Genomic DNA, 323 nt, shown 5'->3' with positions numbered 1-323 from the left:
CGCACTGCTGTCAAAATGAGGCTGAGTGCACAACCCAAAGGTAAAGTTTAAATGCAGCTGATGCTCAGCCGCGATAAAGGGCGCACGCAACAACTGTTGTAATTGCGCAAAGGGGAGTTGCTCCTCGTTACTTACTACAGCGAAGAGATCTGCGCCAAGCCGCGCTACGACTTGCGTCTGTTGATGCTGCCCTTGCAAACGCTGCGCCACTGCAACTAACAGTAAATTACCAATATCGTGGCTGAGCCCTTCATTGATGTCGGCAAACCGAGCAATATCAATCAGTACTAAATAATCGTGGGCGTTGGTGTTTTCTTGTAAGC

1 protein-coding gene is annotated in these 323 nt (G+C 49.2%); it reads right to left on the bottom strand.

Annotated features, from left to right (window positions below; all coding sequences use genetic code 11):
• Positions 1-323: diguanylate cyclase domain-containing protein (locus tag CWC14_RS18395; protein WP_138564327.1), on the bottom strand; the 323-nt coding region annotated here is incomplete at both ends.

The organism is Pseudoalteromonas sp. S3260 (assembly GCF_005886925.1).
Lineage (GTDB): Bacteria > Pseudomonadota > Gammaproteobacteria > Enterobacterales > Alteromonadaceae > Pseudoalteromonas > Pseudoalteromonas tetraodonis.
Note: the sequence above shows the minus strand (reverse complement) of the source record. Positions and strands in the feature narration are given on the sequence as shown.